The organism is Microbacterium sp. Leaf159, from assembly GCF_001423615.1.
Classification (GTDB): Bacteria; Actinomycetota; Actinomycetes; order Actinomycetales; family Microbacteriaceae; genus Microbacterium.
This window is the reverse complement of sequence record NZ_LMOU01000001.1, coordinates 2,612,420-2,639,017: the sequence shown is the minus strand read 5'-3', so window position 1 is coordinate 2,639,017 and position 26,598 is coordinate 2,612,420. Positions and strand designations below refer to the sequence as shown.

At 69.1% G+C, this 26,598-nt stretch carries 31 protein-coding genes; 14 read left to right on the top strand and 17 right to left on the bottom strand.

Annotated elements, in window-relative coordinates:
- Positions 1-30: 30 nt before the first annotated feature.
- Both ASF80_RS12510 and ASF80_RS12505 read left to right on the top strand, forming a co-directional pair.
- The gene (locus tag ASF80_RS12510; protein WP_056311207.1) at positions 31-1,251 is read left to right on the top strand and encodes an ROK family protein; all 1,221 of its coding nucleotides are present in this window, start codon (positions 31-33) and stop codon (positions 1,249-1,251) included.
- 151 nt (positions 1,252-1,402) lie between these two features.
- Positions 1,403-1,942, top strand: coding sequence for a 2'-5' RNA ligase family protein (locus ASF80_RS12505; RefSeq protein WP_056311205.1), 540 nt, complete (start codon positions 1,403-1,405; stop codon positions 1,940-1,942).
- Positions 1,943-1,966: 24 nt separating this feature from the next.
- Here ASF80_RS12505 and ASF80_RS12500 read toward each other — a convergent pair whose 3' ends face one another.
- Positions 1,967-2,893, bottom strand: coding sequence for a LysR family transcriptional regulator (locus ASF80_RS12500; protein ID WP_056311203.1), 927 nt, complete (start codon positions 2,891-2,893; stop codon positions 1,967-1,969).
- Between the two features lie 71 nt (positions 2,894-2,964).
- Here ASF80_RS12500 and ASF80_RS12495 point away from each other — a divergent pair, with 71 nt between their 5' ends.
- Positions 2,965-3,906: a DMT family transporter gene (locus tag ASF80_RS12495; protein ID WP_056311201.1), complete on the top strand. Its 942-nt coding sequence runs from the start codon at positions 2,965-2,967 to the stop codon at positions 3,904-3,906.
- Here ASF80_RS12495 and ASF80_RS12490 read toward each other — a convergent pair.
- From ASF80_RS12490 to ASF80_RS12470, 5 genes are all read right to left on the bottom strand, one after another.
- Positions 3,897-4,811, bottom strand: coding sequence for an aldo/keto reductase (locus ASF80_RS12490; RefSeq protein WP_056311199.1), 915 nt, complete (start codon positions 4,809-4,811; stop codon positions 3,897-3,899). The two genes, ASF80_RS12495 and ASF80_RS12490, sit on opposite strands and share 10 nt — an antisense overlap.
- Before the next feature lie 72 nt (positions 4,812-4,883).
- The gene (locus ASF80_RS12485; protein ID WP_056311197.1) at positions 4,884-6,239 is read right to left on the bottom strand and encodes a dihydrolipoamide acetyltransferase family protein; all 1,356 of its coding nucleotides are present in this window, start codon (positions 6,237-6,239) and stop codon (positions 4,884-4,886) included.
- 25 nt (positions 6,240-6,264) lie between these two features.
- Entirely contained in the window at positions 6,265-7,230 is a 966-nt protein-coding gene (locus tag ASF80_RS12480; protein WP_056312099.1) for an alpha-ketoacid dehydrogenase subunit beta, read from the bottom strand.
- Between the two features lie 11 nt (positions 7,231-7,241).
- Positions 7,242-8,369 carry a pyruvate dehydrogenase (acetyl-transferring) E1 component subunit alpha gene (pdhA, locus tag ASF80_RS12475; RefSeq protein WP_056311194.1) on the bottom strand — a complete coding sequence of 376 codons (1,128 nt, stop codon included), beginning with the start codon at positions 8,367-8,369 and terminating at the stop codon, positions 7,242-7,244.
- Between the two features lie 95 nt (positions 8,370-8,464).
- The gene (locus ASF80_RS12470; RefSeq protein ID WP_056311192.1) at positions 8,465-9,532 is read right to left on the bottom strand and encodes a histidinol-phosphate transaminase; all 1,068 of its coding nucleotides are present in this window, start codon (positions 9,530-9,532) and stop codon (positions 8,465-8,467) included.
- 64 nt (positions 9,533-9,596) lie between these two features.
- On the opposite strand from ASF80_RS12470, the gene ASF80_RS12465 reads away from it, so the two are divergent.
- From ASF80_RS12465 to ASF80_RS12455, 3 genes are read left to right on the top strand one after another with little or no spacing between them, the layout of a single operon-like run.
- Positions 9,597-9,803: a ribbon-helix-helix protein, CopG family gene (locus ASF80_RS12465; protein WP_056311190.1), complete on the top strand. Its 207-nt coding sequence runs from the start codon at positions 9,597-9,599 to the stop codon at positions 9,801-9,803.
- Positions 9,804-9,806: 3 nt separating this feature from the next.
- Positions 9,807-10,169 carry a type II toxin-antitoxin system death-on-curing family toxin gene (locus ASF80_RS12460; RefSeq protein ID WP_056311189.1) on the top strand — a complete coding sequence of 121 codons (363 nt, stop codon included), beginning with the start codon at positions 9,807-9,809 and terminating at the stop codon, positions 10,167-10,169.
- Positions 10,170-10,225: 56 nt separating this feature from the next.
- Positions 10,226-10,630, top strand: a complete 405-nt coding sequence (locus ASF80_RS12455) for a phage holin family protein (RefSeq protein WP_056311187.1) — start codon at positions 10,226-10,228, stop codon at positions 10,628-10,630.
- A 39-nt stretch (positions 10,631-10,669) separates the two neighbouring features.
- Here ASF80_RS12455 and ASF80_RS12450 read toward each other — a convergent pair whose 3' ends face one another.
- A complete protein-coding gene (locus ASF80_RS12450) occupies positions 10,670-11,947 on the bottom strand; it encodes a hypothetical protein (protein WP_056311184.1) in 1,278 nt (425 codons plus the stop codon).
- The gene (locus tag ASF80_RS12445) at positions 11,944-12,207 is read right to left on the bottom strand and encodes a hypothetical protein (protein WP_145985692.1); all 264 of its coding nucleotides are present in this window, start codon (positions 12,205-12,207) and stop codon (positions 11,944-11,946) included. Before ASF80_RS12445 ends, ASF80_RS12450 begins: the two co-directional genes overlap by 4 nt.
- A gap of 230 nt (positions 12,208-12,437) precedes the next feature.
- On the opposite strand from ASF80_RS12445, the gene ASF80_RS12440 reads away from it, so the two are divergent.
- Together ASF80_RS12440 and purB are read left to right on the top strand one after the other, a co-directional pair.
- Positions 12,438-12,914, top strand: coding sequence for a low molecular weight protein-tyrosine-phosphatase (locus tag ASF80_RS12440; protein ID WP_235559995.1), 477 nt, complete (start codon positions 12,438-12,440; stop codon positions 12,912-12,914).
- Positions 12,911-14,293, top strand: a complete 1,383-nt coding sequence (purB, locus tag ASF80_RS12435; protein WP_056311180.1) for an adenylosuccinate lyase — start codon at positions 12,911-12,913, stop codon at positions 14,291-14,293. The genes ASF80_RS12440 and purB overlap by 4 nt, the downstream gene beginning before the upstream one ends.
- A gap of 6 nt (positions 14,294-14,299) precedes the next feature.
- Here the strand turns inward: purB and ASF80_RS12430 are convergent, their stop codons facing one another.
- From ASF80_RS12430 to ASF80_RS12420, 3 genes are all read right to left on the bottom strand, one after another.
- On the bottom strand, positions 14,300-15,733 hold the full coding sequence (locus tag ASF80_RS12430) for an MFS transporter (RefSeq protein ID WP_056311178.1): 1,434 nt from the start codon (positions 15,731-15,733) through the stop codon (positions 14,300-14,302).
- Positions 15,734-15,840: 107 nt separating this feature from the next.
- Positions 15,841-16,194 carry a hypothetical protein gene (locus tag ASF80_RS12425; protein ID WP_056311176.1) on the bottom strand — a complete coding sequence of 118 codons (354 nt, stop codon included), beginning with the start codon at positions 16,192-16,194 and terminating at the stop codon, positions 15,841-15,843.
- Entirely contained in the window at positions 16,191-16,841 is a 651-nt protein-coding gene (locus ASF80_RS12420) for a hypothetical protein (RefSeq protein ID WP_056311175.1), read from the bottom strand. The genes ASF80_RS12425 and ASF80_RS12420 overlap by 4 nt, the downstream gene beginning before the upstream one ends.
- A 309-nt stretch (positions 16,842-17,150) precedes the next feature.
- Here ASF80_RS12420 and ASF80_RS12415 point away from each other — a divergent pair, with 309 nt between their 5' ends.
- Positions 17,151-18,059 (top strand): hypothetical protein, encoded by a 909-nt coding sequence (locus tag ASF80_RS12415; protein WP_056311173.1) that lies wholly within the window; start codon positions 17,151-17,153, stop codon positions 18,057-18,059.
- 32 nt (positions 18,060-18,091) lie between these two features.
- Here the strand turns inward: ASF80_RS12415 and ASF80_RS12410 are convergent, their stop codons facing one another.
- A complete protein-coding gene (locus ASF80_RS12410) occupies positions 18,092-18,928 on the bottom strand; it encodes a sulfurtransferase (protein ID WP_056311171.1) in 837 nt (278 codons plus the stop codon).
- Positions 18,929-19,063: 135 nt separating this feature from the next.
- Here ASF80_RS12410 and ASF80_RS12405 point away from each other — a divergent pair, with 135 nt between their 5' ends.
- Complete coding sequence (locus ASF80_RS12405; protein ID WP_056311169.1) at positions 19,064-19,987, top strand: DMT family transporter; 924 nt, start codon at positions 19,064-19,066, stop codon at positions 19,985-19,987.
- A 4-nt stretch (positions 19,988-19,991) separates the two neighbouring features.
- Here ASF80_RS12405 and ASF80_RS12400 read toward each other — a convergent pair whose 3' ends face one another.
- Together ASF80_RS12400 and ASF80_RS12395 are read right to left on the bottom strand one after the other, a co-directional pair.
- A complete protein-coding gene (locus tag ASF80_RS12400) occupies positions 19,992-20,393 on the bottom strand; it encodes a cupin domain-containing protein (RefSeq protein ID WP_056311167.1) in 402 nt (133 codons plus the stop codon).
- Positions 20,394-20,434: 41 nt separating this feature from the next.
- Positions 20,435-21,454, bottom strand: a complete 1,020-nt coding sequence (locus ASF80_RS12395) for a zinc-dependent alcohol dehydrogenase family protein (protein WP_056311164.1) — start codon at positions 21,452-21,454, stop codon at positions 20,435-20,437.
- A 115-nt stretch (positions 21,455-21,569) separates the two neighbouring features.
- Between ASF80_RS12395 and ASF80_RS12390 the strand changes: the two genes are divergently transcribed.
- Positions 21,570-22,229, top strand: coding sequence for a GTP cyclohydrolase II (locus ASF80_RS12390; RefSeq protein ID WP_056311161.1), 660 nt, complete (start codon positions 21,570-21,572; stop codon positions 22,227-22,229).
- Positions 22,230-22,243: 14 nt separating this feature from the next.
- Positions 22,244-22,702 carry a MarR family winged helix-turn-helix transcriptional regulator gene (locus ASF80_RS12385; RefSeq protein ID WP_235559963.1) on the top strand — a complete coding sequence of 153 codons (459 nt, stop codon included), beginning with the start codon at positions 22,244-22,246 and terminating at the stop codon, positions 22,700-22,702.
- A gap of 6 nt (positions 22,703-22,708) precedes the next feature.
- On the opposite strand, the gene ASF80_RS12380 is transcribed toward ASF80_RS12385, so the two are convergent.
- A complete protein-coding gene (locus tag ASF80_RS12380) occupies positions 22,709-23,587 on the bottom strand; it encodes an aldo/keto reductase (RefSeq protein ID WP_056312095.1) in 879 nt (292 codons plus the stop codon).
- A gap of 86 nt (positions 23,588-23,673) precedes the next feature.
- Here ASF80_RS12380 and ASF80_RS12375 point away from each other — a divergent pair, with 86 nt between their 5' ends.
- The gene (locus ASF80_RS12375; RefSeq protein WP_056311157.1) at positions 23,674-24,573 is read left to right on the top strand and encodes a helix-turn-helix transcriptional regulator; all 900 of its coding nucleotides are present in this window, start codon (positions 23,674-23,676) and stop codon (positions 24,571-24,573) included.
- 9 nt (positions 24,574-24,582) lie between these two features.
- Here the strand turns inward: ASF80_RS12375 and ASF80_RS12370 are convergent, their stop codons facing one another.
- On the bottom strand, positions 24,583-25,368 hold the full coding sequence (locus tag ASF80_RS12370; RefSeq protein WP_235559962.1) for a thioesterase family protein: 786 nt from the start codon (positions 25,366-25,368) through the stop codon (positions 24,583-24,585).
- A gap of 20 nt (positions 25,369-25,388) precedes the next feature.
- Positions 25,389-26,003, bottom strand: a complete 615-nt coding sequence (locus tag ASF80_RS12365) for a LysE family translocator (RefSeq protein WP_056311155.1) — start codon at positions 26,001-26,003, stop codon at positions 25,389-25,391.
- 111 nt (positions 26,004-26,114) lie between these two features.
- Between ASF80_RS12365 and ASF80_RS12360 the strand changes: the two genes are divergently transcribed.
- A complete protein-coding gene (locus ASF80_RS12360; protein WP_056311153.1) occupies positions 26,115-26,570 on the top strand; it encodes an Lrp/AsnC family transcriptional regulator in 456 nt (151 codons plus the stop codon).
- Positions 26,571-26,598: the final 28 nt, after the last annotated feature.

The following is a 26,598-nucleotide window of genomic DNA, read 5'->3' as shown; positions in this document are numbered from 1 at the left end:
CTCATCTGAACGAGAGTGAGGTCAAGACCCATGACCGAAGTATCCGCAGGTCTGGGCACCGGACGAGCCAGCGTCGGCGCCATCCTCGACTTCGCATGGGCCGCCGGCGAGTTCACCGCGACCGAGGCGATGGCGACCACGACGCTGACCCGTTCGACCGCGATCGACGCGATCGACACCCTCGTCAGCGCCGCGGTGCTGCAGGAACTCCCCAACGCCCGGGTGGCCGGAAGCTACCGCGCGGGGCGCCCCGCGAGGCGCTTCGTGCTGGCATCCGATCTCGGCGTCGTCGTCGGCGTGGATGCCGGAGACACCCACCTCGCCGTCACGATCTCGGACCCGCTCGAGCGCACCCTCGTGCACCACCGCACCGACCTCGACTCGGGCCAATCGGCGCGTGCGCGACGCGCGACGATCCTCGGACAGATGCAGCTCGCACTCGACGAGGCAGACGTCGAGCGCACCGAGATCCTCGCGATCTGCGTGGGAGTGGCCGCTCCCGTCAACAGGGCCGGCATCTCGCCGCCGCACCCCGACGGCTTCTGGGAGCGCACCAACCCGGGTCTCGCCGAGGCGCTGGCCGACTGGGCTCCCGTCGTCGAGATCAAGAACGACGCGCAACTGGCCGCGATCGCCGAGGGCTCGGCAGGAGCGGCCGTCGGATGCCGTGACTACGTCGCCCTGCTCGCGAGCGAACGCTTCGGCGGCGGGGTCGTCGTCGACGGCCATGTGCTGCACGGCGCGCACGGCGGCGTCGGCGAGGGTGTCGTGTTCGACCACATCGTCGGAGTCGGCTCTGCATTCGGGCTGCGCTATGCACTGCAGGACCAGGTACGCGCAGGCGTCGAGAGCGGCGAGATCTCGTCGGAATCCGCGATCGGGCGGCTCGCAGGTGAGGATCGCATCGATCCGCGGATCGTGTTGACCGCGGCATCCGCCGGTGATGCCGACGCGCTGCTCGCGACCTCACGCGTCGGCGCGACGCTCGCCCGCGTCGTCGGAGTGCTGGGCAGCATGTACGACCCGGCGCGTGTGATCGTCTGCGGCGGGGTCGCCGAGAGCATCGCCCCCGTGCTCACGGCCGCACGCGAGGTGCTGCCGACCCAGCTGCATCTGCCTGCGCCCGAGATCCTCGCCTCGACGCTCGGCGCAGAAGTCGTGTCGATCGGTGCCGTCGCGACGGCACGCCGTGCCGCCCGCGAGGTGGCAGTGCCGCTCCTGGCGGAACGGCGCCTCAGCGCGGTGAGCTGAAGGGCTGGCCGACGTCTCGACCGTTCCTCCTCGGAAAACGGAGAGCATCGCGCCGCGCCGCGGCGAGTCGAGGGCCGAATCGCCGCGGCGCACAGGAACGGTCTGCGGTTTCCGCGCGGATGCCGGGCGCGGACCGCGACATAATCGACCCGTGCGAGAACCAGATCCGCAGCGTTCCCCCTCCTCGATCGAGCTGCTCCTCGACGCAGAGGCAGAAGCCGCGATCCGGGCCGAGTGGAATGCTCTCGCCGCACGTGGCCTGTCGAGCCTCGCGGGGCACACGTCGGCGAGCAACCGCCCTCACATCACGCTGGTCGCACGCGTCGACCTGTCGCCGCCGGACCCGGATGGCCTCGCCGGCATCCGTTCGTTCCCGATCACCCTGGGCGCTCCCCTGCTCTTCGGCTCCGGGGATCGCCGCGTACTGGCGCGGAGCATCGTTCCCGGTATGGAGCTGATGGGCCTCCGCGAGACGATCCTCGCCGCCGTCGGGCCGGGGGACGATGCTCCGCACACCGCGCCGGACGAGTGGATGCCGCACGTCGCCCTCGCCCGCCGGTTGCGCGTCGCCGACCTCGCGCAGGCGCTGGATCTCATCGGCGGCGGCATCCACGCCCACGCGCGCAGCGTGCGGCACTGGGAGCCCGCCACCGCACAGCTGACGACCCTTGCGGAGCTTCGTCAGGCATAGCCGGTCGCCCCTCGCGGAGCGGCGTCAGCCTCGATGAGGTGAGCTGAACGAGTCGTGCTGCACGCGCGCGGCGACGTCCTGCAGGGCTCGGACCACACGCCTGACCGCCGTGTAGGCCAGGGCATCCGGTCGAGCGAGCACGTCGACGTGGCGGACAAGATCGACATCGGACAGCGGCCTGAGAACGAGGCCGTCCACAGCGAGAGGCGTGGCGGTGGCGCGAGGCATGACGGCGATCGCCGCCCCGGCGCGCACGACCTCGGCAGTCACCGAGAACTCGTTGATGCGATGCGCGATCCGCAGCGGCGCCCCTGACAGCGCCGCGAGATGGTCGAGCACACCCGCGAGAGGGAAGCCCTCATGCACCGACACCCATTCCTCGTCGCGGAGGTCGGCGAGGGCGATGCCCGCTCGGCCGGCGAGACGGTGCCCTGCGGGGAGAGCGATGTCGAGCGGCTCCTCGACGAGCGGGACCGCGACGACCCGATCAGCGGGCCAGGGGGCGTCGTGCGCGAGCCGATGGGCGATGACGAGATCGTGGTCGGCGGTGAGCCCGGGAAAGTCCCGGTGCGGGACGTCGGCATCCGCGAGGCGGACGGCAGGACTCCCGTCGAGTTCCCTCAGGAGCGGTCTGAACAGGGCGAGGCCCGCACTGTTGAACGACGACACCCGCACCGGCCGGTCGCCGGCTTCGAGGAGCGCCCCGATCGAGTCGCGTGCCGCAGTCAGCGCCTCATCGACACGAGTGCTCGCCGCAGCCAGCGCCTCGCCCGCCGCGGTCAGGATCAGGACTCGCCCCCGGCGCACCGTGAGCGGCAGGGCGACCGCCGACTGCAGAGTCGCGAGCTGCTGCGAGACCGCCGACGCCGAGATTCCGAGAGCGGCCGCGACGGCCGTGACGCTGCCTCGGTCGCGAAGCTCCCGGAGCAGTCGAAGGTGAGTCGGATCCATAAGGGCAACCTTACGGGAACTGTAAGAAGATGCCCCTTGGTCTTCATGGTTTGGATCGCCAGAGTGAGTACATGCCTCGTCATCCCCCTCGCGATCTGCTCGTCGACGTTCTGCTCGTCGCCGTGGCGGCGGTGTGGGGCGCGAGCTTCGTGGCCGCCAAGAGCCTGGCCCTCGAGACCGGCGTCGCCTCGGCCGTCGCACTGCGGTTCCTCGTCGCAGCGGTCGCTCTCGGGGCGATCTGCGCGGTACGCAAGGAGCGGATGCCGCGTGGCCGCGGCCTCGCCGTCGCCGTCGTCCTCGGCTTCTCCCAGGCAGCCATCATCGGACTCGAGACCTGGGGCGTCCACCTCACGTCGGCAACCAATGCCGGTCTGCTCATCAGCCTCGCGCTCATCCTCACCCCCGTGCTCGAGAGTCTCGCGGCGCGGTCGTGGCTTCCGCGCGCGTACTTCGTCGCCACGGTCGCTGCCGTGGTGGGGGTCGCCCTTCTCGTGTCGGACGGCGGACTGCGGATGCCGACGGCAGGCGACGCCCTCGTGATCGCAGCGGCGGTCGTGCGCGCGCTGCACGTGACCGCGAGCGCCCGGCTCACCCGCGGTCGCCGAGACAGCACGCTCGCGGTCGTCCTGGTGCAGCTCGTCGTCTGCGCAGGGACGGCCTCACTGGTCGCAGGAGCGGAGCTGCCCGCGGCGGTCGCGCGACTCGACGGATCAGGGTGGGCGAACGTCCTCTTCCTCGGCCTGATGTGCTCGGTGTTCGCGTTCGTCGTTCAGCTCTGGGCGGTGCGGCGCACCTCTGCGACGCGCGCCAGCATCCTCATGGGCACAGAGCCCGTCTGGGCGCTCCTGGTCGGACTCCTGCTCGCCGGGGAGAGCGTCGGGGCCGTCGGTCTGCTCGGCGCCGCGCTCATCGTCGCAGCGTCATACGCGGGGCAGGCGATCGAGCGCCGTCACCGGCACCGCACGCTCGGGCCGGCTGTCGAGGTGCTGAACAGCGACAGCGTTCAGGCGTAGTCGCTGTCGTCCACCGGCGAGGGCGCCGCGCCCAGGCTCTCGATGGCGTCCCACAGCCCCTCCGGGACCTCCGTCTGCACCAGCTCGTCGAGCTGCTCCCGACGATGCGGTGTCGACACCCCGACGACAGTGGAGTTGACCAGCGGGGACCGCAGCGAGTAATGCAGCGCTGCGGCAGCCATCGACGTTCCGTGCTCCGCGCACACGCGCTGCAACCGCTCAGTCCACTCCAGCAGCTCCTCGCCCGCGGGCCGATAGGCGTACTGCGCGCCGGAATGCGGGCCCTTGACGAGCAATCCCGAACCGAACGGTGCCGCGTTGAACACGGCCATGCCGCGCGCCTTGGCGTCGGCGAACACAGTTTCAGCCGAGTGATCGACGAGCGTGAATCGGTTGTGGATCAGCACGGCGTCGAACACACCCGTCTCGACGTATTTCGCCATCAGCGGGACGGGAGCCGCCGCCACACCGATCGCGTCCACCACGCCGGCGCTGCGGAGTTCGATGAGTCCCTGCACCGCGCCACCGATCGAGATCGTGTCCTCGAACGACACCGAGTACGGATCGTGCAGGTGCAACAGCGGAAGCCGGTCGACCCCGAGGCGGGCGGTCGTCTCGTCGAACGAGCGAAGGACGCGGTCGCGGTCGAAGACCCCGGTCTCCGGGTCCTGATCCACCTTCGAGATGACCCGCGAACCGTCCAGCCCCAGCTCACGCAGCGCGATGCCGAGGACGACCTCGGAGCGACCGGCCGCGTAGTTGTTCGAGGTGTCCACGAACCCGTGTCGGCTCGTGAGCAGGTCGATGGCGACCTCGACGGCAGCTCTCTCCTCGGCGGATCCCGGCTCCGAGTGCCGGCCGAGGCCCGAGGTTCCGAGGGTGATGGCAGTCGGTTCGATCTTCATCCGCTGGGAGTCCGTTCTACTGGGGGCCGGTCATCGCGGTTCTGCTGCCACTGTATCCCCGCGCTGTCCGCCTCACTCGACGAGCAGCGCAGGCTCCTCGAGCACGGATGCCACGTCGGCGATGAAGCGACTCATGCCGTCGCCGTCGATCACGCGGTGGTCGAACGAACCCGCGACCGTGGTGACCCAGCGAGGGCGCACCTCGCCGTCGACGACCCACGGCTTCTGGCTGATCGTGCCCATGGCCACGATTCCGGCCTCGCCGGGGTTGATGATCGGCGTGCCGGCATCCATCCCGAACACACCGATGTTCGTGATCGTGATCGTGCCGCCCTGCTGGTCGGCGGGGCTCGTCTTGCCCTCGCGGGCGGTGAGGGTGAGGCGGTTCAGGGCGCGGGCGAGGTCCTTCATGCTGAGGTCCTGCGCGTCCTTGATGTTCGGCACGAGCAGGCCGCGGGGCGTTGCTGCGGCGATGCCGAGGTTCACGTAGTGACGCACCGAGATCTCGGCGCCGCCCTCGGTCTCGATCCACGCGGCGTTGACCATCGGCGTGCGACGGGCGGCCCAGATCACGGCGCGAGCCATGATCAGCAGCGGCGAGACGCGGATGTCGGCGTAGTCGGGCGATGCCTTGAGCCGCTTCACGAGCTCCATCGTGCGGCTCGCGTCGATCTCCTTCCACACGGTGACGTGCGGGGCGGAGTAGGCGCTCTGCACCATCGCCGACGACGTGGCCTTGCGCACACCCTTGACCGGGATCGACTCGGTGCGGTCGTCGGACACCGGGGCGGATGCCCGCGCTGCCGTCACTCCACGGGCGAGGCCCGCCGGGGTGCTCTGCGGCGCGGGCACGGTCTCCTCGCGCACGGCTCCCCATTCGGGCGTCTCGATGTTGCGGAAGACACTCGCCTGCGAGGCATGGGTCACGACGTCGTCGCGGGTGACCTCGCCGTCTGCGCCGGTCGGCGTGACGGTCGTCAGGTCGACACCCAGGTCGCGGGCGAGCTTGCGGATCGGGGGCTTTGCGATCACGCCGACCGACGAGCGCACCGGGCGCTCTGCCGGGCGCTTGCGACGGGATGTGGCCCCTCCGCCGGTGCCGTAGCCGACGAGCACCGAGCCGCCGCCCTCTTCGGGCGCGGGTGCCTCGGCGGTCGCGATCTTGCCGGGACCGGCATCGTCGCGAGCATCCGTCACGAACGTGATGATCGGGGATCCGACCTCCACAGTCGCACCCTCGGCGGCGAGCAGCTCACCGACGACGCCGGCGTGCGGCGAGGGCAGCTCGACGAGCGACTTGGCCGTCTCGATCTCGCAGATGACGTCGTTGATGGCGACGGTGTCACCGGGCGCGACCTTCCACGCCACGATCTCGGCCTCGGTCAGTCCCTCGCCCACGTCGGGGAGGTTGAAGTTCTGCGTGCTCATGTGCGGTCCTTTCGGAACGGCGAGGTCAGTAGGCCAGCGAACGGTCGACGGCCTCGAGGATGCGGTCGGCATCCGGGAGGTAGGTGCCCTCGAGCTTCGCGGGCGGGAAGGGGGTGTCGTAGCCCGAGACGCGCAGCACGGGGGCTTCGAGGGCGTAGAAGGCGCGCTCCATGACGGTCGCCGCCACCTCGCTGCCGATGCTCGTGAAGCCCTGCGCCTCCTGCGCATAGACCATGCGTCCGGTCTTTCGCACCGAGTTCAGGATGGGCTCGTAGTCGATGGGCGACAGCGAGCGCACGTCGACGACCTCGCAGCTGGTGCCCTCGGACTCGGCGAGCGCCGCGGCCTGCAGCAGCGTCGTGACCATGGCGCCGTGCCCGACGAGGGTGACGTCGGAGCCCGTGCGCACGACGCGCGACGAGTGCAGCGGAGCGGCGGAGCCGTCGAGCTCGACCTCGCCCTTCTGCCAGTAGCGGCTCTTCGGCTCCATGAAGATCACGGGGTCGTTCGACGCGATGGCCTCCTGGATCATCCAGTAGGCGTCGTTGGGCGTCGACGGCGAGACCACCCGCAGACCCGGGGTGTGCGCGAAGTACGCCTCGGGGCTCTCCTGGTGGTGCTCGACGGCGCCGATGTGCCCGCCGTACGGGATGCGGATCACGATCGGCAGGCTCAGCTTGCCCTCGTGCCGGTTGGTGAGCTTGGCGAGCTGCGTCGTGATCTGGTCGAACGCCGGGAACACGAACCCGTCGAACTGGATCTCGATCACGGGACGGAACCCTGCCATCGCGAGCCCGATCGCGGTACCCACGATGCCCGACTCGGCGAGGGGCGTGTCGAGCACGCGCTTGTCACCGAAGTCGCGCTGCAGGTGCTCGGTGACGCGGAAGACACCTCCGAGCTTGCCGATGTCCTCGCCCATGAGCAGGACCTTCGAGTCGTCCTCCATCGCCCGGCGCAGACCAGAATTGAGAGCCTTGCTGAGGGGCATCGTCTCGAGGGTCACTTGCTGTCTCCTTCGAACGACGCCTCGTATCGCGCGTGCCAGGCCTTCTGCTCCGCGATGAGGGGGTGGGGGTCGCTGTACACGTGGTCGAAGATCTTGTCGGCGGTGGGCGGGCCGAGCTCGACGCTGCGGGTGCGCAGGTCTTCGGCGGCGTCGGCGGCCTCGGCATCCACGTCGGCGAAGAACTGTCCTGCCGCTCCCCTGTTCTCGAGGAACGCGCGCATGCGGTCGATCGGGTCGCGCTGCGCCCACGACTGCTCCTCGTCGGAGCCGCGGTACTTCGTCGGGTCGTCGCTGGTGGTGTGCGCCCCGAGCCGGTAGGTCACGGCCTCGATGGCACGCGGGCCCTTGCCGCTGCGGGCCTCGTCGAGGGCCACTCGCGAGACGGCATAGCTGGCGAGCACGTCGTTGCCGTCGACCCGGACGCTGGGGATCCCGTAGCCGGCGCTGCGCTCGACGAGCGGCACGCGCGACTGCGTCGACACGGGCACCGAGATCGCCCAGTGGTTGTTCTGCAGGAAGAAGACGGTCGGCGACTGGTAGCTGGCGGCGAAGACCATCGCCTCGTGCACGTCGCCCTGGCTCGATGCGCCGTCGCCGTAGTAGACGATGACGGCTTCGTCCTTGTCGACGTCGCCTGTTCCCGAGCGGCCGTCGAAGTTCAGCCCCATGGCGTAGCCGGTCGCGTGCAGCACCTGCGAGCCGAGCACGAGCGTGTAGAGGCGGGTGTTGCCGTTCTTGGGGTCCGTCGGATCCCAGCCACCGTGCGAGACACCGCGCATGAGCTTGATGATGTCGACGGGATCGACTCCGCGGATACGCGTCACTGCGTGCTCGCGGTACGACGGGAAGATCGTGTCCTGCGCACGGGCGGCACGGGCGGATCCGACCTGAGCGGCCTCCTGCCCACGGCTCGGCGGCCACAGGGCGAGCTGCCCCTGACGCTGCAGGTTGGTCGCCTGGGTGTCGATCGCGCGGATGCCCACCATGTCGCGGTAGAACTGCTCGAGCTCGGCGTCGCTGATCGCCTCGATCAGCGGCAGGTACTGCTCAGCAGCCGCGCTCGGGGTATAGCGGCCGTCCTGATCGAGGACGCGGACGAGTTCAGTCTCTGACGAGGTCACGGTGCCACGCTACCGCCGCGCGCATGCCCGGTCACGCATACCTAGGACGTCCTCGCATCTGCCGGGAACACGGAGAAACAGCGGGATGGAGCCCCTCAGCGCAGGGTCGCGGCGACGTCGAGCACACGCGCCACGGACTCTTCTTCGCCGACCGAGATGCGGATGCCGTCCCCCGGGAACGGACGCACGATCAGGTCGGCAGCGACGAAGGCCGCGGCGACCTCGACGGTGCGCTCACCGGTGGGGAGCCAGACGAAGTTGGCCTGCGAGTCGGGCACGTCCCAGCCCTGCCTCCGGAGTCCCTCGAGCAGGCGCGTGCGGCGCTCGACGATCACGGCGACCCGCTCGAGCAGTTCGCCCTCGGCGTCGAGGCTCGCGATCGCGGCGTTCTCGGCGGCAGAGGTGACGGAGAGCGGGATGCCGGTGGTGCGGGCGGCGTCGAGGACCTTCTCGTGGCCGATCGCGTAGCCGATGCGCAGACCTGCGAGTCCGTAGGCCTTCGAGAAGGTGCGCAGCACGACGACGTTCGGATGCCGTTCGAAGACCCGCTCCTCAAGACCGTCCACCGCACCGGGGGCGGTGACGAACTCGGCGTAGGCCTCGTCGAGGATGATCAGGACGTCGGTGGGGACGCGCTCGACGAACGTCGCGAACTCGTCGCTCGTGATGATCGGACCCGTCGGGTTGTTCGGCGTGCACAGGATGATCGCGCGAGTGCGGTCGGTGACGGCATCCGCCATCGCGTCGAGGTCGTGGCGTCCGTCGGCCGTCACCGGCACCTGCACCCCGGTGCCCCCGGCGACGAGCGGCAGACTCGGGTAGGCCTCGAACGAGCGCCAGGCGTAGACGACCTCGTCGCCGACCGACACTGTGGCGAGGATCAGCTGCTGGAGGATCGACACGCTGCCCGCGGCGACGTGCACCTGGTCGGGCTCGACGGCGTAGCGCGCGCCGAGGCGCTCGCGGAGCCTTCCGGCGGTCGCGTCCGGGTAGCGGTTGATCGGCGTCGTGTGCTGCAGGGCGGCCGCGACGGAAGGCAGCGGCTCGAAGGGGTTCTCGTTGCTCGAGAGCTTGAAGGCGTCGGGACCTGCCTGCTTGCCCTGGCGGTACGGCGCGAGGGCGGCGATGGCGGGACGGATGCGCGGCAGGATGGGGTCGGTCACAACGATGAGTCTAGATTCCACAGCCCCTCTGGCACCGATCCCAAGGCGGTAGTACCATTTTGGTATGGCGATGACGGTGCGGCTCCCGGAAGAACTCGATGCGCGGCTCGACGAGATCGCGCGCTCACGGCACACCTCGAAGCACGCGATCCTGATCGAGGCGGCGACCAGATTCGCGAACACCGAGACGAAGACGGAGCGCGTCCTCTCGATCGCCGACGAGGTTGCCGAACGATATGCGGACACTCTCACGCGGCTCGAAGACGCCTGATCCGTGACCGAGTACGTCGAGCCGGAGCAGGCGCTCGCCCTGATCACGAAACTCGGCCTTCGCGTGCGCGACGAAGGGCTGCTGTTCTCCGCACTTGCTCGTCCCGCAGCCAGCATGTTCGGAGCAGATGCCTATCCGTCTTTCGAGGCCAAGGCCGCGGCGCTCATCAGCTCAGTCGCTCAGAATCACTCTCTCTTCGATGGGAACAAGCGACTCTCGCTGTACGTGACCTTCATCTTCATCCGCCTCAACGGATACGAGTTGACCTTCAGCAACGACGAGGCGTTCGACTTCGTGCTCGACGTCGCGCAGAGTCGGATCGATCTCGACGAGATCGCCGCCGTGATCAGAGAACACATTCGATAGCGAGCGAGCGATGTCCGACTGACTTCCCGCGGAGCGCATGGGAGACTGGGCTGACTATGCGCTTCATCATCCGAGTCGTCGTCAACGCGTTCGCCCTCTGGGTCGTCACGCTGATCCCCGCCCTGCAGGTGCAGATCCAGGCGTTCGCGCCGGGTGAGACCCTGCAGCTGGTGCTGACCCTGCTCGCGGTCGCCGCGATCTTCGCGCTCGTGAACACGATCATCGGCACCGTCGTCAAGATCGTCGCGTTCCCGCTGTACATCATCACGCTGGGCCTCATCGGGTTCGTGATCAACGGCTTCCTGCTGTGGCTCACCGCCTGGATCACGAGCGGCTTCGGCTGGGGCCTCACTGTCGGCAGCTTCTGGTGGGGCGTTCTCGCGGCGTTGATCATCTCGCTGATCAACGGCGTCTTCGGCTTCATCCTGCGCCCGCAGAGCAAGAAGCAGCGGCGCGACTGACTCGCACCCCCTCGCGGGCGGTCCGGGGCTCGCGGGCGATCACCCGACCCGCTCTGCGTGGTACTCGGTGCGCTCGATCACCTCGGCCGAGTCGAGTTCCCTCCAGAACTCGTCCGCAGCGTCGATCCGGGGATCGCTCGACGCGTCAGCCTCTTCCGCGGTCTCGATGTAGGTGTCGAGGTGGTGAGCGTCGACAAGCCAGTCCTCGGGGGTGTCGCCCGGGTTGCCCTGGGTCGAGATGACGATGCTGTCGGCGGATCCCGTGCCCTCGGGCGAACCGCCACCCGCGAGCGCCGGGACGGGGTCATCGGTGTGTCTGAGCTGGATGATCGTCTGGTCATCGTCGAGGGTGGGCTCGACCGGGCTCCCGGCAGTGATCTGCATCTGCACGTCGAACCCGCTCTCCATCGCGAGGTGCGCGGTGATCATCCCCGATTGCGAGTGCGCGACGACATCGACCTCGTCACCGGGCTGGGCTCCCGCAGCCTCCAGGGCATCGAGCGTGGCCTGGTACGACGCGGCATCCTGCTCCGTGTAGAGCTCGACGTTGGACTTGAGGTCCCACGGCTCCTTGCCTCCCCACCCGACGCTCTGGGTCCCCTTCAGATACGCGACGTACTTCGTGCTGCCGTCGGCGAAGGAGTACTTCTCGACAGCGATCTGCGCCCCCGAGGTGACAGGCATCCGCCCCAGCGCCCCCGCGATGCCCGTCGGCGCACCGGTGGGGGTCGAGGTCTTCACCGGCGCGACCGAGACACGATCGGCGGTGCCCTTCAGCGTCTCGCCGGGGACCACCTTGCCGAAGCCCGAGGTGAGCCCCACCAACGCCGCAGTGCCGAAGACGTCGTCGTAGAGGGAGGGCGTCACGATGTTGCCGACCAGTCCTTCGAAGCTCCCCGCGCGCCACTCGTTGATGAGCTGCTCGGCCATGTCGGCGATGCGGTCGTCGGATGCCGCCAGCCGATCGGCACGGCGCGTCAGTCGCTGCGCCGTGCTCGGATCGGTGTGCGACAGCATCTCGGCTTCGGCGCGCAGTTCGACGTACTCGTAGGTGTCGGCCATGAGCAGCGTGGATGTGGCGGTCTTCTGGCACTCCGAATGAAGGCGGGCCACGCGCTGCCCCGACGACCAGAGCTCGACCGTGTCGACCTGCGCGCTGAAGCCCGGGGTGTCGAGGATGACCCGATAGGCGCGCATGAGCGCGGAGCGCGCATCGTCGTAGCGCGAGGCGACGCCCTCGATACGACGAGCGACGTCTCGCAGCGCGTCGGGGTCGACCGCGATGGCCCCGCCGTGATCGATCGTCAGCCCGGTCATGAGATCTCCGCCCGTTCGACCTCGGATTCGCGGCTGCGCGTCTCGGAGGCCTCAGCACGAGTGCTCACCCGCAGATGGTCGAGCGACTCCTGCATCGCGCGCACACCGTCTGAGTGCCAGTCGGTGTCGGAGGCGAGGACGGCGAGCGCTGCACGGACATCGTCGAGCGCATCGACGGCGGTGCCGAGAGCGGCCACGGCCTGGGCTTTCGCCCACGCGGCGTCGGCCGTGCCGGTGGGTGCGAGTGCAAAGGAGTACATGCGCTCAGCATCCGCGATCCGCGTCATCTGCGGGGCCGACGATCGCCGCCATCGCGGGGATCGTGAGCAGCTCGCCGCGATCGTCACCCGTGCAGAACGAGACCGTCGCAGCCGCCGCGCACGACGCGGGCGTCGCGCGATCGGTCGGCGACCGGCAGAATAGGACGGTGACATCCCCGGATCCCTTCCGCGTGATCTTCGTGTGCACGGGGAACATCTGCCGCTCTCCGATGGCCGAGGTGGTGTTCCGCGAACTCGCGGAGAGGCAGGGTCTGGGTTCGCGCATCGTGTCGCGCAGCGCCGGCACGGGCGACTGGCATGTCGGTGAACGCGCGGATCATCGCACGCTCGACTCCCTCAGCCGTCGCGGCTACGACGGCTCGCTCCACCGCGCGAAGCAGTTCACCTTCGCCTCGTTCTCGGACAACGACCTGGTGGTCGCGCTCGACCGCACCCACGAGCGCATCCTCCGCGAATGGGCACACAACGAAGACGAAGAGGGCAAGGTCACCCTGCTGCTCGCGTTCGACCCGGAAGCGCCCAGCCAGGACGTGCCGGACCCCTACTACGCCGGCCCCGAGATGTTCGATTCGGTGCTCGGTATGATTGAGACGGCGACTCGCGGGCTGTTCCGCCAGCTCGAGCCGGCTCTTCGCCAGCCCCGCACGCCCCGCACGCCCGGGGCCCGATCAGGAGGACTCCCCTGACTTTCCAGCCTTCGCTCCCGCCGCAGCCCCTGAGCCCCCTCGACGGTCGCTACCGCGGCGCCGTCACCGGCCTCGCCGACTTCCTCTCGGAGGCGGGCCTGAACCGCGCCCGCGTCGAGGTCGAGGTCGAATGGCTGATCGCGCTCACCGACCGCTCGCTCTTCGAGACGAGCCCTCTGTCGGATGCCGACAAGGAGCGCCTGCGCGCCCTGTACCGCGACTTCGGTCAGGCCGAGATCGACTGGCTCGCCGAGAAGGAAGCAGTCACCCAGCACGACGTCAAGGCCATCGAGTACCTGGTGCGCGACCGCCTGTCGGCCCTCGGCCTCGACTCGATCGCCGAGCTCACCCACTTCGCCTGCACGAGTGAGGACATCAACTCCGCCTCGTACGCGCTCACCGTGAAGCGTGCGGTCGAAGAGGTCTGGCTCCCCGCACTCGACGTCGTGATCGCGAAGCTCCGGGAGCTTGCGGCCGAGCACGCCGACGCCGCGATGCTCTCGCGCACCCACGGACAGCCCGCCACCCCGTCGACCATGGGCAAGGAGATCGCCGTTTTCGCGTGGCGTCTCGAGCGCGTGCGAGCCCAGATCGCGGCATCCGACTACCTCGCCAAGTTCTCGGGCGCGACCGGCACCTGGTCGGCGCACCTCTCGGCCGACCCCGACGCCGACTGGCCCACGATCTCTCGCGAGTACATCGAAGGCCTCGGCCTGGGCTTCAACCTGCTGACCACGCAGATCGAGTCGCACGACTGGCAGGTCGAGCTGTACGACCGCGTCCGTCACGCCGGCGGGATCCTGCACAACCTCGCCACCGACATCTGGACCTACATCTCGCTCGGCTACTTCGCGCAGATCCCGGTCGCGGGCGCGACCGGTTCGTCGACCATGCCGCACAAGATCAACCCGATCCGCTTCGAGAACGCCGAGGCGAACCTCGAGATCTCGGGTGCGCTGCTGGCATCCCTCGGCCAGACGCTGGTCACGAGCCGCCTGCAGCGCGACCTCACCGACTCGACGACGCAGCGCAACATCGGCGTCGCTTTCGGGCACTCGCTGCTCGCGATCGACAACCTGCGACGTGGACTGAACGCGATCTCGCTGTCGCGCGACGTGCTGCTCGCCGACCTCGACGTGAACTGGGAGGTCCTCGCCGAGGCGATCCAGACCGTCATCCGCGCCGAGGTCGTCGCCGGTCGCTCGTCGATCACCGACCCCTACGCTCTGCTCAAGGAGCTGACCCGCGGACACCGCGTCGGTGCAGCCGACCTCGCGGCCTTCGTCGAGGGACTCGAGATCGGGGATGCGGCGAAGCAGCGCCTGCTGGCCCTGACCCCCGCGTCGTACACGGGCATCGCCGAACAGCTCGCGAAGTAGTCCCGGCTAGGGCCGGGGCTCGCCGGAGTGGGCTCCGGCGGAGTCGCGCGGCATGAACGCCGCGGCGATCAGCGTCAGCACGGCCACGATCGCGGCGGCGATGAACACCCAGACGGATGCCGAGACGATGGTCGCCGGGTCTTCGGGGCCGGCGCCCTGCGCGATGACCGAGTTCGAGATCGCCCCGAACACCGCCACTCCGAGCGCGCTTCCGGCGGAGCGGGCGAAGGCGTTCATGCCGGTGACGGCTCCGCGCTCGCCCCAGCCGACCGAGGCCTGGGCGGCGATGAGCGTCGGGGCGGCACTCCATCCCAGACCGAAGCCGAGCACGAAGGCCACGGCCGCGATCGAGAACGGGTTGGGCCAGGGCGAGACGACTGCGAGAGCGATCGCCGCGACCGCCGTGATCGACATGCCAGTGAGTGCGGTGCGGCGGAACCCGATCCGCAGGTACAGGCGCCCGGAGTTCGCGGCGGCGAGCGGCCATCCGAGGGTCAGGGCCGCCACGGCGAGACCCGACAGCAGCGGGGCGATGCCGATCGACCCTTCGAGATAGGCGGGCGCGAAGCTCGTGACGCCGGTCATCAGTGCGCCGATGCCGAGCGACACGATCGTGGTCGTGAGGATGAGCGGGCGCGCGGCCAGCCGCAGGTCGACGATCGGCTCGGCCGCCCGCCGTTCGACGAGCCCGAACGCGATCAGCGCCAGGACTCCGAGGCCGAAGCAGATCGCACTGGGAACGGAGAGCCAGGCCCACGCGTTGCCGCCCTCCAGCATCCCGAGGATGAGGCCGGTGAGCCCGATCGTGAGCAGGACGGCTCCGGCGTAGTCGATGCGATGCTTCTGCGTCTGCTTCTCTTCGTGGTACTTGCGCAGCAGCATCCACCCCGCGATCAGGCACAGCGGGATGTTGACCCAGAAGATCCACCGCCACGCGTCGAGCTGCGCGAAGATCCCGCCGAGTGCGGGGCCGACGACAGACGAGATCGCCCAGACCGAGGCGATGTAGCCCTGCACCTTGGCGCGCTCGGCGACCGTGTAGATGTCGCCGACGATGGTCATCGACATCGGAGCGACCGCCCCGGCGCCGAGACCCTGGACGATGCGGAAGATGATCAGGGAGGTCATGCTCCAGGCGAAGCCCGACAGCACGGAGCCGAGCAGGAAGAGTCCGATGCCGAGCAGGATGATGGGCTTCCGCCCCACGGTGTCGGCGAAGCGCGAGTAGATCGGCACGCTGACGGCCTGGGCGAGGAGGTAGACCGAGAAGAGCCACGGGAACTGCTGGTAGCTGCCGAGATCGCGGACGATGCTGGGCACCGCCGTCGCGAGGATCGTCGCGTCGATCGCGATGAGTCCGGTGGCGAGCATGAGCGCGCCGAGCACGGGACCGCGGGTCGAGCGGAGTCCGATGGAGGCGCGGTCGATCGAGGCAGTCACTACAGTCACAAGCGCTCGGGCGCAGGGACTATTCCGGACGGATGCCGGAGATTCCTGCGCCGCACGTCAGAGAAGAGACGCCGCGCATCACGACAGGGCGGTGCGAGTCAGGAGGAAGCGCCGTGACCGGGCTTGTCGGACTCGGGCTCGTCAGGCGTCTCGGGGTCGAAGAGCACCGGACGGTCGACCGTCTTGGTGACATCGGCAGGATCGACCACGAGGATCAGCATCGCCAGGAACAGCAGCGTGACGATGAACGCTCCGCCGCCGACCACCAGGCCGAGGGCGATCGGGGTGAGGCCGTCGTAGGTGCCGCTCGCGATGGCGCTGTTCACCCGGGCGGTGAAGGCTCCGGTCGACACCAGCGTGACGATCGCGGCGAAGACGCCGCATGCGAGGGCGATGCCCAGCAGGTGCAGCGGGCGCAGGATGTCGCGCCGGGTGGGCTTCTCGTCGCTCATCGGTCTCCTCCGTGCCCGGCCGGGGCCGGGTCGTTCTCGGTTGCTGCGGAGTCGGCGACGGCGTCGGCGCGCTTCGGGGTGAGCCCGGCGATGCCGAGGAAGACGGCGACGACGGCAGCGTACCCGCCGAACATGCCGACGCCCAGGATGATGCCGGTGAGCTCGAACTCTCCTGCACCCTTGATCGCGTAGGGCTGCACGAAGCCTGCGGGGACCGCCAGCAGCAGCACGGCGAGCAGCAGACCGAAGGCACCCAGGGTGATCGAGTCACGTGCCGTGGGGTCGCCCGTGCGGCGTGCGCGCAGTCCGACGACCAGCTCGAGGATTCCGGTGGCCACGGCCCAGGCGATCACGACGACGAAGAAGACGTCGTCGGTGCGCCAGGCCGGCACTCCCGCGACCATGCCCGCGGCGAAGCCCAGGATGGCCAGGACCACCGACGGCCAGCGCTGCCCGGCGGGGAACACCAGCCAGGCGGCGACGATCATCACGAGGGCGGTCGTCAGCACGAAGCCGCTGAAGACGGAGAGACCGACGGCCGCCGAGTGGTCGGGCGAGAAGGTGATCATCACGGCCGCGGCGGCGGCGAAGAGCGCGCGCAGCAGCTGAAGATGACGCACGGTGAACGCGCGGGCAGGGGCAGACATGACGATCCAGAGTCCTCCGGGGTGTTCCTCCCAGTCTACGCGGGGGCGCGGAGTGGGCGCGGACGCCGAGAGAGAGGTGTTCGCGGGGCCCGATGGATCTCCCCAGATCGATCATCAGGCCCCGCGACAGAACGCAGCGACGGGGGCGACACCGCGTTATAGGCCGATCGGTCGTGAGGTCGGGCACCCTGCCCACGACTGTTCAGCCCAGCTGACCCCAGAAATAGCACCTCGTCCCCTACGCGATGCTGGTGTGGTCGTATGCTCACTTTAGAACTCGATTCTTCACATACCGGAGGGGGTGCTGTGATGAGTATGGAAAGTGGCATCCGCCGGTATGCCGATGTATTTGCAGCGTCCTTCCGTGACGCGATCAATGCACGTGGATTGACTCTGGCGAGACTGCACGAGCAGCTGCGCGCCCGCGGCAACAGCGTGTCGATGGCGACCCTCAGCTACTGGCGCTCCGGCGCTCGTCGGCCGGAGGGAGCCCAGTCGATGGCGGCGCTCAGCGACATCGAGCAGCTGCTGCACCTCGAGCCCGGCTCCCTCACCGCACTTCTCGGCACCACCAACCGCACGGGCCCGCTCGGACCCAATCAGTTCCCGCTCGACGAGCAGGAACTCGAGCAGGCTGTGAAAGAGGCCTTCGCGGCCCTCGGCGCCGAGTACCCCGACACCTCCCGCGAGCTGACCACGCATTCGGTGACGGATGTGGATGCCGACGGCAACGTCTCGTACTCGATCACGCGCAGCATCGTGCAGTCCACCGTCGGCACGGTCGCCTCGATCCCGTTCCTCGAGATGACTCCGGGCGTGAGCACCCCCGCGCCGATCATCCACGCGGTGGCCGGCGGCCGGATCGCCGCCCGCTACTCGCATCCGAACGGCGAGGTGCACGGCGTGCTGTTCGAGCTCGACGTGCCGCTGACCGCTCCGAGCACGTCGATGGTGGAGTGGTCGGTAGAGTACCCGCCCGGGTATCCGCCGCAGCGGGAGACAGGCCACGCCGTCGCCCGACAGTGCCGAGAGCTGCTGGTGTGGACCCGGTTCCACCCCGACGCCCTGCCCGATCACATCGAGGAGCGCGCCGAGACGCCGGCCGGCACCAAGTCGACGGTCCTGTCGCTCGAAGGCCGCAACTCGGTGCATCAGGTGCGACGCGCCTTCGGCCCGGGACTCCTCGGAGTCTCCTGGACCTACGCCGACGGTCGCTGACCCCGACGCCGGCGCTGCTCAGTCGGCTGACGTCAGCCGGGCTGCTCGCCGACGGCGACCGCGCGACCCGGAGTGTTGGACCACTGGCTCCACGATCCGGGGAACACCTTGGCCTCGATGCCGGCCTCGTCGAGCACCAGCGCGGTGTGGGCCGCCGTGATGCCGGAGCCGCAGTACGCCGCCACCGGAGTTCCCGCGGTCACGCCGACGGCCTCGAAGGTCGCCTGCAGGGTGTGCACGTCGAGGATCTTGCCCTCGGAGTTCAGATGAGCCGCCATCGGCAGGTTGAGCGCGCCGGGGATGTGTCCGCCGATGGGGTCGAGCGGTTCGTGGTCACCGCGATACCGTTCGGGGGCTCGCACGTCGAGCAGCACACCGGTCTCGGGGAACGACGCCGCCTCGTCGATGGAGATCGCGTCGGCACCGATCTCGTCGAGGACGACATCGCCCGACTCGACCTCCACCTCGTCGGTCGCGACCGGCAGACCGGCCGCCGTCCAGGCGCGGATGCCGCCGTCGAGCACGCGCACGTCGACGCCGCCCTGTCGCAGCAGCCACCAGGCGCGCGAGGCGCTGAGTCCCTTCGCATCGTCGTAGGCCACGACCACGTCGCCCTGGTTCACGCCCCACCGGCGCGCGGCATCCTGCAGCGTCTGGGTGGACGGCAGCGGGTGGCGCCCCTCCGACGGCTCCCCGTGGGTCGCGAGCTCGGTGGAGAGCGGAACGTAGACGGCTCCGGGGATGTGGCCACCGAGATAGTCGGCGTGACCGTCGGGGCGGTCGAGACGCCAGCGCACGTCGATCACTCGGACCGGCGTCTCGGACGCCCGCAGCTCGTTCAGTTCATCGACGCTCACGAAGTTGCTCATGAGGCGAGGCTATCGAGACGGCGTTCGAATCGCGCACCTGGCGGCATTCTGTCGTCATATCGCGCCATTCGCGCGATTCGAAGCGCATGCGAGGGCGGCGCTAGGCTCGATCCGGCCGCGTCGAGAAAGGACCGCATGTCCACTCGATTCCGCTGGATGAGCCTGCGTCGACAGGAGGTCGCGCTCATCGCCGTGACGGCGGTCTGGGGCAGCACCTTCCTGCTCGTGCACTGGGCGATGCAGCACTCGGGACCCTGGTTCTTCGTCGGCATCCGGTTCCTGGTGGCCGGCCTGATCAGCGTCGTCATCTTCCGGCGCGTGCTTCGAGGCATCCGCTGGCGCGACATCGGCGCCGGCGTCGCGATCGGCGTGATGATCTACCTGGGCTACGGTCTGCAGACCGTCGGGCTGCAGACCATCGATTCGAGCACCTCGGCCTTCATCACGGCGATGTACATCCCGCTCGTGCCGCTCGCCCAGTGGGCGGTGTTTCGCAAGCGCCCACCTGCCATGGCGTTCGTGGGCGCAGGGCTCGCCTTCCTCGGGCTGATGCTCATCGCCGGCCCCGATGCGTTCGCCCTCACACTCGGGTCGGGCGAGATCCTCACCATGATCAGCACCCTGCCGATCGCGGCCGAGATCATCCTGATCAGCGTGTTCGCCGGCAGGATCGACCTCGGCCGGATCACGATCATCCAGCTCCTCACCGCCGGAGTGCTCGGCATCCTGACCATGCCGATCGTCGGGGAGGGACTGCCCGAGTTCTCGTGGATCTGGGTCGGCTGCGCGATCGGGCTCGGGGCGGCGAGCTGCATCATCCAGCTCACGATGAACTGGGCGCAGAAGTCCGTCTCGCCGACCCGCGCCACGATCATCTACGCGGGCGAGCCGGTGTGGGCGGCCGCGATCGGCCGCATCGCCGGCGAGCGCCTGCCCGTGACGGCGCTGATCGGCGGCGCACTCGTCGTGCTCGGCATCCTGGCCAGTGAGCTCAGACTCGTGCGCCGCCGTGACAAGGCACCGGCACCGGGACCGGAACCGATGCCGGCACCGGAGTAGCGGTTCAGCGTCGGCGGTAGTCCTGGTCGGTCACGTGCTCGAGCCACGTCGTGGTCTCGCTCGGGTCGTCGGCGCCCTCGAGCAGCGCGAAATGCTGCATGAAGCAGTCCTCGGCGGCGCCGTGCCAGTGCTCCTCCCCCGGCGGCGTGTAGATCGTCTCGCCGGGCCGGGCCTCGACGACGGTGCCGTCACGTGTGCCGCACAGGGCGGTGCCCTCGGTGACCCGCAGGTACTGGCCGCGCGCGTGCGAGTGCCATGCCGTGCGGGCACCGGGTGCGAACCTGACGATCCCTCCCGACATCCGCTGGTCGGCGTCGTGCGGGGCGATGATCGGGTCGAGCCAGACGTCGCCCGTGAACCATTCGGGCGGGTTCTTCACGGTCGGGATGCGGTCTTCGATGTGCATGTCTTCTCTCCTGTCGCGCGATCGAGGTGTCGCCGGCCTGCTCAGACGGTGAGCAGGACCTTGGTGGCGCGACGCTCGTCCATGGCGCGGTAGCCCTCGGCGGCATCTTCGAGCGGGAGAGTGAGGTCGAACACCTTGCCGGGGTCGATCTTGCGGTCCCAGATGAGCTGGATCAGCTCGGGGAGGAAGCGGCGCACCGGTGCCGGGCCGCCGTGCAGGTGCACGCCCGAGAAGAAGAGCTCCTCACCGGGCAGCGCGACGTCGTGCGAGACGCCGACGTATCCGACGTGACCGCCGGGGCGGGTCGCGCGGATGGCCTGCATCATCGACTCCTGCGTGCCGACCGCCTCGATCACCGAGTGCGCGCCGAGCCCGTTCGTGAGCTCCTTGATGCGGGCCACGCCCTCGTCTCCGCGCTCTTCCACGATGTCGGTCGCGCCGAATTCGCGCGCCAGCGCCTGGCGGTCGGCGTGACGGCTCATCGCGATGATCCGCTCGGCGCCGAGTTCACGTGCGGCGAGGATGCCGAGCAGACCCACTGCTCCGTCACCGACCACGGCGACGGTCTTGCCCGGGCCGACCTCTGCGGCGACCGCGGCGAACCAGCCGGTGCCCAGCACATCGGATGCCGCGAGCAGAGACGGGATCAGATCGGCGTCGGGCTGCCCCGGCGTCGCGACGAGCGTGCCGTCGGCATGCGGGATCAGCGAGTACTCGGCCTGGGTTCCGAAGGCCCCCATCGGCACGACGTGCACGCACCGGGACTGGTATCCGGCCTGGCAGATCTCACAGGTGTTGTCCGAGGCCATGAACGATCCGACGACGAAGTCGCCGACCTTCACGGTCGTCACATCGGCGCCGATCTCTTCGACGATGCCGACGTATTCGTGGCCCATCGGGTCGTGATCGACCTCGTTCGCGCCCCGGTAGGGCCACAGGTCGGATCCGCAGATGCAGGTCGCGGCGATCCGGATCACGGCATCGGTCGGACGGGTGATGGTCGGCTTCTCGCGGTCCTCGACGCGAACGTCGCCGGGTGCGTACATGACTACTCCACGCATGAGTGGTGCTCCTTCGGTGTTGTGGTTCCAGTCAACTCCCGATGGCGCGCCCGCGGGAGGCTCTGATAAGACACCCCTCGTGGGATAGACGAGCGCACATCGCGTTTCACCCCACATGATTGAAACTTCAACCGTCGTTCCGGTCGCCACCGAGCGCACGCGCGTGCGCGTGCCGATGCGCTTCGCCGACGGGTTCTCCACCGCAGCGGATGTCGTGACGTTCGACGGCCTGGTCGACGGCCGTGAGCACCTGCTGCTCGGCCTCGGCGACTGGAGGGCTGCGCTCGACCGCGCAGCCGACGGCGGGGACGCGCCTCTCGTGCGCCCGCACAGCGAATGCCTGACCGGCGATGTCTTCGGCTCCGAGCGCTGCGACTGCGGTCCACAGCTGCGGGAAGCCGTCGAGCGCATCGCCGAGGAGGGCGGATTCCTGCTCTACCTGCGACAGGAGGGTCGCGGCATCGGCCTGTACGCCAAGCTCGACGCGTACGCGCTGCAGGACGCAGGGCTCGACACCTACGAGGCGAACGTCGCTCTCGGCCGCGGCGAGGACGAACGCGACTACACGGTCGCGGCGCAGATGCTGCACACGGTGGGTGCCGACAGCATCCGCCTGCTGAGCAACAACCCCGACAAGGCGGCGCAGCTCGAGTCCCTCGGCATCCGCGTCACCGAGCAGGTCCGCACCGGCGTGCACCTGTCGGACGCGAACCACCGCTACCTCGAGGCAAAGCGCGACCACACCTCGCACACGCTCGATCTGTCCGCCGCGTGATGAACGCGCAGGTGGTGAACGACCGACGGCTCGACGACACCGAGATGCAGACGTGGCTGCCGACCATCCGGTTCGTCCAGCTGCTGCCTCAGGTGCTCGACCGCGCACTGAAAGCCGAGACCGGACTCAAGCACGCGCACTACGCGATCCTCGTGACGCTGGCAGGCCAGGATGACCGTGCGATACCGATGACCGAGCTCGCGCAGATCGCCGGACTCAGCCGCTCGAGGCTCAGTCACGCCATCGATTCGCTCGAAGAACGCGGCTGGGTGGTGCGCACATCGTGCAGCAGTGACAAGCGCACTCTGACTGCGGCGCTGACGGATGCCGGTCGCGAGCTGCTGCGGGGAGCGGCCCCCGTGCACGTGGCACAGATCCGAGAGCTGATCCTCGACCCCCTCACCGAAGCCGAGCGGGAGCAGCTCGGCGCGATCGCGTCCAAGCTGCTCCCGGGTGTGACTGCGGCCCTCTAGCGCCGATCAGGCTTCGGGGATCTCCCGGCCGAAGGTCTCGAGCGTGACGTCCTCGGGCTCGGGGCCGCGGCGCACACCGGTGTCGAGCGCGTCGATCGCGCCGAGCTGATCAGCGGTGAGCTCGAAGTCGAACACGTCGAAGTTCTCGGCGATGCGGGCAGGGCGCACCGACTTCGGCAGCGCGGATCGCCCCTGCTGCAGGTGCCAGCGCAGCATCACCTGCGCGGGCGACTTGCCGTGCTCGGCGGCGATGGCCGTGAGGGTCTCGTCATCGAACACGGATGCCCCGTTGGGGCGGTAGGCCGTGATGCCGCCGATGGGCGACCAGGCCTGCGTGACGGTGCCGGCCGCGGCATCCGCCTGCTGCACCTCACGCTGCTGGAAGTAGGGGTGCACCTCGATCTGGTTGATCGCCGGGACGATGCTCGTCTCGGCCGCCAGCTTCTCGAGGTGCTCCACCATGAAGTTGCTGACGCCGATGGCGCGCACCCGACCATCGGCGAGCAGGGTCTCGAGCGCCTTGTAGGCGCCGAGCGTGAGGTCGAAGCGGGTGGGAAGGGCCTGGTGCAGGATCAGCAGGTCGAGCTGGTCGACGCCGAGCTTGCCGGTCGACTTCTCGAAAGCATGCAGCGTCTCGTCGTAGCCGAAGTCGCTGATCCAGACCTTGGTCTCGATGAAGATCTCGTCGCGCGCGATGCCGGTGCGACGGATCGCCTCGCCCACCTCGCGCTCGTTGCCGTACGCAGCGGCGGTGTCGATCAGGCGGTAGCCCGTCTCGAGGGCTGTGCTGACGGCATCGACGGTCTCGTCCGGGGCGGCCTGGAAGACTCCGAAGCCGAGGGCGGGCATCTCGATGCCGTTGTTGAGAGTCAGTTGCGTTGTCATGTCCTCAGTCTGCGCGCGGTCTCGCATACGAGGGAGAGTCCACCAGTACCTCCCTTCACCGCCCGAGGGGGCGTACCGTCGAGGACATGGACACCCGCAACGAGGTGCGCGAATTCCTCTCGTCGAGGCGCGACCGCATCACCCCCGACCAGGCAGGCCTGCCCGCATACGGCGGGAACCGGCGCGTACCCGGGCTTCGCCGCGAAGAGGTGTCGCTGCTCGCCGGCGTCAGCGTCGACTACTACACCCGCCTCGAGCGGGGTGATCTGTCGGGCGTCTCCGACAGCGTGCTCGACGCGCTCGCCCGCGCCCTGCAGCTCGACGAGGCCGAGACGGCGCATCTGTTCGACCTCGCCCGCACGGCCAACGCGTCACCGGTCGCCCGCAAGCCGCGCAAGAAGGTCGAGACGCTGCGACCCAGCATCCTGCGCCTGCTCGACGCGATGACGGAAGCGCCCGCGATAGTGCGCAACAACTACTTCGACTACCTCGCGGCGAACGCACTGGGCCGCGCGCTCTACGCCCCGCTCTTCACGACCCCGGTGCCGAACAGCGCCCGCTTCGCCTTCCTCGACCCCGCCGCGCAGGAGTTCTACCCCGAGTGGGAGCGCAACACCCAGGAGCTCGTGGCCGCGATGCGCGGCGAAGCCGGGCGCAACCCGTTCGACCGCAAGCTCACCGATCTCGTGGGCGAGCTGTCGACCCGCAGCGAGCGGTTCCGCACCCTGTGGGCCGCGCACAACGTGCGCTTCCACCGCAGCGGCGTCAAGAGGATCAACCACCCCGTCGTCGGCGAGATGGAACTCACCTACGAGGCCTTCGAGCTGCCGGCCGATCCCGGTCTGCAGATGTCGACCTACACGGCGGAGCCGGGCTCCGCATCGGAGGAGAAGCTGCGGATGCTCGCCAGCTGGGCGGCGACGGATGCTGCGGCGTCCACTCCTTCGACCACCGACTCCGCGGTGCCTGATCGCGCCGAAGCCTGACGCCCGCGGTCACCCCCGCGCGGGGACCGGCCGCACGGTCAGGCTCTGCACCGAGACACCGAAGGGTCCTGCCGCGTCGTTCAGCACGGAGTGCGTGACGCCGACCCCGTGAGCGCCGAAGGTCACCGTCGTGTCGAGTCCGATCCACCCCTCGTCCGGCTCTCGGAACAGGTGAGCCGTGAGGTCGACGTTCGGGAAGAACGCCGCGCCGATCGGCACGCGCGGAGTCATGCCGTTCGCGAGATCCACGACTCCGAGGGCACGCGCCGTCGGGCTGACCGTCTCGCCCGTGAGCAGCGGATGATGCGGACGCACCCACGCCGATGCCCTGCCCGGCGACTCCTCGCGGTGACGGAAGTCACCCGAGCGCACGAACGCACCCGGCCACACCGCGCCCGCCTGCCACTCGGCGTGCGAGTCGAGCGGGGGCATGACCGGTAGCGCGCCGCCCGCGATCGCCGACGTGTCGGCCGTCTGCATCAGCCACGCCCGAAGGATCACGGCCGGTCGGCCGTCGTGACTCAGCGTCGCCTCGACGAGTTCGATCGTGCGCCCTGGGCGGATGACACGGACGTCGACCTCGACCACGTCGATCGGCAGCACCCCGAGGATGTCGTACGAGACACGGGCGAGCACGAGCGCGTCATCACGCCGCGCATCCCGGTGCCTCTCGACGAGGTGCGCGAGGAGGCCGATCGTCGGAGCGATGTGCTGCTCGGATGTGTTCCATGCGCCCTGCACCTCCCCCGTGGCTCGGAAGGCACTGTCGGAGAGGCGCTCGAAGTATGCGGTCACCATCGGATCGTAGAACGTCGTCATCGCACCAGCTGTCCGACGAGCAGCACCGCGCCGATCCCGATCATCGCGATGCCCGACACGATGCTCACGACGCGCGCCGCGCTCGGACGAGCCCGCAATACGGACCCCGCCCCGAATCCGACGGCGAAGTACACCGCAGCGCAGCCGACCAGGTGCACCGCGCCGAGGATCACGATCTGCACCGCGAGCGGCCAGGTCGAATCGGCCGCCGTGAACTGGGGAAGGATCGCGAGGAACAGCAGGGTCACCTTCGGGTTCAGTCCGCTGATCCCGAAGCCCTTCAGCATCCACCTGCCCGGTGAGGCCTCGATGAGTTCGGCGCCTTCGCGGATCACGGCGGGTGCACGCAGGGTGCCGATGCCGAGCCAGACCAGGTAGAGCGCTCCCGCGACCGTCAGCACGGTGAGTGCGACCGGATATCGAGCGACGAGCGCTCCGACTCCGGCCGCCACGATGACCACCGCGAGCACATGGCCGGACAGCATCCCCAGCACCGCAGGTGCCGTTCGGCGCCGCAGACCGGCCGAGATCGCGAATGCCCAGTCGGCGCCGGGGGTGATGACGAAGAGCATCGAGACACCCCAGAAGGCGGTGATCGCGGTGAGTGCCATGGCTGTTCTCTTTCGTCGTTCCTGCGCTGCGGGGCAACTCTAGGAAGAAATCGACGGAAAGTGTTTGCGTTGTTTGCACGCGCGGCCTGATTCTGCGCAAGAATCTAGAGTATGGATGCGATCGACCGGAAGATCCTTGCCGAGCTACAGCGTGACGGGCGCCTGAGCATCACCGAGCTCGCCGAACGGGTGCAGCTGAGCGTGTCTCCCTGTCACCGCCGACTGCGCGAACTGGAGCGCTCGGGAGTCATCACCGGCTACCACGCGACCCTGTCTCCCCAGGCCCTCGGATTGGGGTTCGAGACCCTCGTCTTCGTCACGATGAAAGAGGCGAACCGCGACTCGATCATCCCGTTCGAGGAGGCCGTCACCCGCATCCCGAACATCACGCTCGCGCACCGGCTGTTCGGCGACCCCGACTACCTGCTGCGCGTCGTCGCCGCAGACCTCGAGCACTTCCAGCGCCTCTACGACGAGCAGCTCACCGCCCTGCCCGGAGTGCAGCGCGTCAGTTCGACGCTCGTGATGCGCAAGGTCGTCGATGACGGTGCTCTGCCGCTCGGCTGACGCGCTCGAGAGGTGCCGCGGTCTTTCT